This window comes from Streptomyces apricus (assembly GCF_008369065.1).
GTDB classification, from domain to species: domain Bacteria; phylum Actinomycetota; class Actinomycetes; order Streptomycetales; family Streptomycetaceae; genus Streptomyces; species Streptomyces apricus.
Map to the genome: position 1 here is coordinate 14,390 of NZ_VDFC01000080.1, position 6,176 is coordinate 20,565.

1 protein-coding gene is annotated in these 6,176 nt (G+C 76.2%); it reads left to right on the top strand.

Translation table 11 applies throughout. The features are described 5' to 3' along the window. A partial coding sequence (locus FGF04_RS35605) for a non-ribosomal peptide synthetase (RefSeq protein WP_149515527.1) occupies positions 1-6,176 on the top strand: 6,176 nt, incomplete at both ends.

Sequence of the window (6,176 nt, forward strand, 5' to 3'; positions counted from 1 at the left end):
GGACACCACCGCGTACGTCATCCACACCTCCGGCTCCACCGGCCGCCCCAAGGGCGTCGCCGTGACCCACCGCTCGCTCGCCCGCCTGCTGGCCGCGCACCGCGAGGGCTTCGTCGCCGACGCGGGCGGCGGCCCGCTGCGGGTGGCGCTGACCGCGTCCTTCTCCTTCGACACCTCGCTGGAGGGCGTGCTGCTGATGGCCGACGGCCACCCGCTGCACCTGGTCGACGAGACGACCCGGCTCGACGCCGCCGCCCTGGTCGAGTACGTCGTCGGGCACCGCATCGACTTCCTCGACCTGACCCCCTCCTACCTGCGCCAGCTGCTGCCCGCCGGGCTGCTCGACGACCCGCGCCACCACCCGCGCGTCCTGATGCTCGGCGGCGAGGCGATCGGCCCCGCCCTGTGGCGCGAGCTGGCCGGCCGGCCGGCCGTGGCCGCGTACAACTTCTACGGCCCCACCGAGTGCACGGTCGACGCCACGGCCTGCCGCATCGAGGGCGACGGGCGGCCCCTGGTGGGCCGGCCGCTGCCCGGCGTCGGCGCGTACGTCCTCGACGACCGCCTCCAGCCGGTGCCCCCGGGCGTCGGCGGTGAGCTGTACCTGGCCGGCGAGCAACTGGCCCGCGGTTACGCGAACCGGCCCGGCCTGACCGCCGCGCGCTTCCTCGCCGACCCGTTCGGCCCGCCCGGGACCCGCATGTACCGCACGGGCGACCTGGCCCGCTGGACCGCCGACGGACGCCTCGACCACCTCGGACGGGCCGACGACCAGGTGAAGGTGCGCGGCCACCGCATCGAGCCCGGCGAGGTGGAGGCGGCCCTCCTCGACCTGCCGGACCTCACCGGCGCCGCGGTCGTCGCGGTCCCCGACGCGCACGGCCACCTGCGGCTGGCCGCCTACGTCGTACCGGCGGCCGGCGCGCCGACGCCCACCGCGGCGCACCTGCGGACCGCCTGCGGGCGTGTCCTGCCCGGTCACATGGTGCCCTCGTCCTTCACCGTCCTCGACGCGCTGCCGCTGACCACCAGCGGCAAGCTGGACCGCCGCGCCCTGCCCGCCCCCGACCTCGAAGCGGCGCCGCGCGAAAGGGAGTTCGTCGCACCGCGCACCCCGCAGGAGGAACGGCTGGCCGCCATCTGGTCGGAGGTGCTGGGCGTCGCGCGCGTGGGCGTCACCGACAACTTCTTCGAACTCGGCGGCGACTCCATCCTCAGCATCCAGGCCGTCTCCCGCGCCCGCGCCGCCGGGCTCCACCTGACCTCGCAGGACGTCTTCCGCCACCAGACCGTCGCCGACCTGGCCGCCGCCGCGTCCCGGCGCACCGCCGAGGTGCCCGCGCCCCGGCCGGCGCGCGAGGACGGACCCGCCCCGCTGACCCCGGTCCAGGAGTGGTACGCCGCCACCCACGGCGACCGGCACGGTGCCCTGCGGCCCTTCAGCATGTCGCTGTTGCTCGACCTGCCGCACGACGTCGACGCACCCGCCCTCGAACGCGCCGTGGAGGCGCTGGCCGCCCACCACCCGGCCCTGCGCACCCGCTTCGCCCGCACCGGCGACACCTGGCGCCAGCACCCCGGCGAGGGGTCGGCCAGTGCACTGACGACTCGTCACGAAGTGGACACCGATACGGACTTCGCGGAGGTCCGCCGCGCGGCCGCCGACGCCGCCCGCGCCGCCCTCGACCCGGCGGCCGGCGCCCTGCTGCGCGCCGCCCTGATCCTGCCCCCGCGCGACATGGCACCCCGCCCGGGCGAACGCCCCCAGCTGTTCCTCACCGCCCACCACCTGGCCGTGGACAGCGTCTCCTGGCGGATCCTGCTCGGCGACCTGGAGCAGGCCTACCGGCAGGCGTCGGCGGGCGAGCCGGTCCAACTGGAGCCCGTGGGCACGCCGTTCGCCGACTGGGCCGCGCACCTCTCCCGCCTGGTGCGGGACGGCGGCCTGGACGACGACCTGCCGTACTGGACCGCGGAGGCCGCCGAACCCCGCACCCCGCTGCCGGTGGACCGGCCGGGGACCCCGCTCGCCGGAACCGTGCGCACCGTCCGCACCCGGGTCGACCGCGCCACCACCGGGGCGCTGCTGCGCCGGGTGCCCGCCGCCTACCGCACCCAGGTCAACGACGTCCTGCTCGGCGCGCTGAGCAGGGTCCTCGCCGACTGGACGGGCGGCGAACGGGTGAGCGTCGCCCTGGAGGGCCACGGGCGCGAGGAGGAGCTCGCCGGGGACCTGGACCTGTCCCGCACGGTGGGCTGGTTCACCACCCGGTACCCGGTCACCCTCACCCCGGCCGGCACACCGGAGGCACCCGACTGGGGCGGCACGCTGAAGGCCGTCAAGGAACGGCTGCGGGCCGTGCCCCGGCGCGGACTCGGTCACGAGGCACTGGCCAGGCTGGGCTCGTCCGACCCGGCCGCCCGCGCCCTGCGGGACCTGCCGCTGCCCCAGGTGTGCTTCACCTACCACGGGCAGTGGGAGACGGCCGCCGGCGCGGACTTCGTCCCGGCCGCGGACGTACCCGGCCGGGAGACGGCGGCGGACGAGCCCCTGGACCACCTGCTCGACATCTCCGCCGTGGTCGCCGACGGCGAGCTGGAGCTCACCTGGCACTACAGCGACCGGGCCCACGACCCGGACACCGTGGGGGAGCTGGCGCAGGGCATGGTCGCGGCGCTGACCGCGATCGCCGAGCACTGCGCCCAGCCGGGTGCGGGCGGCCGCACCCCTTCCGATTTCCCCCTCGCGCGCCTGGACCAGAGCGCCGTGGACCGCCTGGCCGGCGACGGCCGCGCGGTGGAGGACCTGCTCCCGCTCACCCCGCTCCAGGAGGGCATGCTCTTCCACCGCCTGGTCGGCGGCCCCGACGACGTGTACGTGGACCAGGCCGCCCTCCTGCTGGACGGCGTGGCCGACCCGCACGCCTTCGCCCTGGCCTGGCAGCGGGTCACCGACCGCACCCCCGCGCTGCGGACCTCGGTGGTCTGGCAGGACGTGCCCGTGCCCCTGCAGGTCGTGCACCGGGACGTGCGGGTCCCCCTCACCCACCTCGACTGGCGGGACACCGACCCGCGCGAGCGCGCCGACCGCTTCGACCGGCTGCGCGCCGACGACCTCGCCCGGGGCATCGACCTCACCTCGGCGCCCCTGATGCGGCTCACCCTGGTCCGGCTGCCCGACGCCCGGCTGCACCTGCTGTGGACCTCCCACCACCTCGTCCTGGACGGCTGGAGCCTGGCCCAGGTGCTGACGGAGGTCTGCGAGGAGTACGCGGCGCTCACCGCGGGGAGCGAGCCCGACCCGCCGGTGCGCCGGCCGTTCGCCGACTACGTGCGCTGGCTGGCCGACCAGGACACCGACGCGGCGCGGACCCACTGGCGGGAGACCCTCGCCGGATTCGCCACCCCCACACCGCTGCCCGTCGACCGCCCCCTGACCGGCGCGCACGAGGCCCGGTCGGCGGCCGTCCACACCACCGAGCTGTCCGACGCGGAGACCGCCGCGCTGGCCCGTACCGCCCGCGGGGCCGGACTGACCGTCAACACCCTGGTACAGGGCGCCTGGGCGCTGCTGCTGTCCCGCTACGGCGCCGAGCCGGACGTGGTGTTCGGCACCACCGTCTCCGGCCGCCCCGACGACCTGCCCGGCGTGGAGTCGATGGTGGGCATGTTCATCAACACCGTGCCCACCCGCGTCCGCGTCGACGGGCACCGCCCGGCCGTCGACTGGCTGCGTGAACTGCAGGACGCGCAGGCGCAGTCACGGCGCTTCGCGGCCGCCTCCCTGGCCGAACTCACCGCCCTCAGCGACGTGCCGTCCGGCACCCCGCTCTTCCACAGCATGGTCGCCTTCGAGAACTACCCCTTCGACGCCGCCCGCACCTCCGGCTCCGGAGTGCGGCTGGTGGACGTCACCTCCCGGGACGCCACCAACTACCCGCTGGTGCTGCGCGCCTACCAGGGCGAGCGGCTCGGCTTCGACCTCGCCCACGACCCGGACCTGTTCGACGCCGGCACCGTCCGCGCGCTCGCCGGGCGGCTGCGCCTGCTCCTCACGGAGATCGCCGAGCATCCCGGACGGCCCCTGCGCGCCCTGGCCTGGACGACCGCCGGGGAACGGCGCCGGATGCTCGTCGACCTCAACGGCGCCGAGCACGGCCGCCCGGCGGACACCCTGGTCGACCTGTTCGAGGCCCAGGCCGCCCGCACCCCCGACGCCGTCGCCGTCACCTGCGGCACCGACCGCCTCGACTACGCCGCGCTCGACGCCGCGGCCGGCCGCCTCGCCCACCTGCTGGCCGCGTCCGGCGCCGGACCCGAGCGGTTCGTGGCCCTCGCCCTGCCCCGCTCGGCGGACCTGGTGGTCGCGGTCCTGGCCGTGCTCAAGACGGGCGCCGCCTACCTGCCCCTCGACCCGAAGCTGCCCACCGAACGCGTCGCCCACCTGCTGGCGGACGCCGACCCGGTGGCCCTGGTGACCACCACCGAGGCCACGCGGCAGATACGGGCCGCCCTCCCGGTCGTGGCCCTGGACGACCCGGTCACCCAGGCCGACCTGGCCCGCCGCCCCTACACCTCCGGCTCGACCGGCCGCCCCAAGGGCGTGGTCGTCCCGCACGCCAACGTCGTACGCCTGTTCACCCGGACCCGCCACTGGTTCGGCTTCGACGGGAGCGACGTGTGGACGCTGTTCCACTCCTACGCCTTCGACTTCTCCGTCTGGGAGCTGTGGGGCGCCCTGCTGCACGGCGGCCGGCTCGTCGTCGTCCCCGAGGACACCGCGCGCTCCCCGGAGGACTTCCTGCGGCTGCTCGCCGACGAACGCGTCACCGTCCTCAACCAGACGCCCTCCGCGTTCTACCCGCTGGCCCGCGCCGACGCCGAACACCCGGAAGTCTCCGCGCGACTGGCCCTGCGCACGGTCGTCTTCGGCGGCGAGGCCCTGGACGTCGACCGGCTCGCCGAGTGGTACGCGCGCCACCCCGACACCGCACCGCGCCTGGTCAACATGTACGGCATCACCGAGACCACCGTCCACGTCACCCACCAGGCGCTGGACCGCACGACGGCCCGCACCGGCGCCGCGAGCCCCATCGGCACCGGCATCCCCGACCTGCGCGTGTACGTCCTCGACGACACCCTGGCCCCCGTACCGCCCGGCGCCGTGGGCGAGATGTACGTGGCGGGGGAGGGCCTGGCCCGCGGCTACCTGAAGAGGCCGGGGCTGACCGCCACACGGTTCCCCGCCGACCCCTTCGGCCCGCCGGGGACGCGGATGTACCGCACCGGCGACCGGGCCCGCCGACGGGCCGACGGCACCCTGGAGTACCTGGGCCGCGCCGACCAGCAGGTGAAGATCCGCGGCTACCGCATCGAACCCGGCGAGATCGAGGCCGCCCTGCACACCCACCCGGACGTCGGCGACGCGGCAGTGGGTGTCTACGAGGACGGCTCGGGGACCCGCCGGCTGGTCGCCCACGTCGTCGGCCGCGGCGGCGGCGCACCACCCTCCGCCGCCGGACTGCGCACCCACCTGGAGCGGCTGCTGCCCGCGCACATGGTGCCCGCCGCCTACGTGCCGCTGGCGGCGCTGCCGCTGACCGCCAACGGCAAACTCGACCGGCGCGCCCTGCCCGCCCCCGGACCGGACGGCTTCGCCACGGGCGCCGGGCGCATCGCGCCGCGCACCCCGGCGGAGCGCGCGGTCGCCGCCGCCTGGACGGACGTCCTCGACGTGGACGCCGACGACGTGGGGGTCGACGACGACTTCTTCGCCCTCGGCGGCGACTCGATCCTCGCCGTCCGGGTCGTCTCGCGGCTGCGCGCCGCCTTCGGCGCGGAGGTCTCGCCCCGGCTGCTGTTCACCCACTCGACGCTGTCCGCCCTGGCCGCCGCGCTCGGCGAGCCCCCGCAGGACGCCGCCGCTCCGGCCGATGTCATCCCGGCCACCGACCCCGGCGCCCCGGCGCCGCTGTCGTACGCGCAGCAGCGGCTGTGGTTCCTCGACCGCTTCGAACCGGGCGGTACCGAGTACACGACCCTGTCCCTGCTGCGCCTGCGCGGCCCCCTCGACACGGCCGCCCTGCGCACCGCCCTCGACGCACTGGTGTCCCGGCACGAGGCGCTGCGCACCACATTTACCGAACAGGACGGCCACGCACTCCAGACCGTGCACC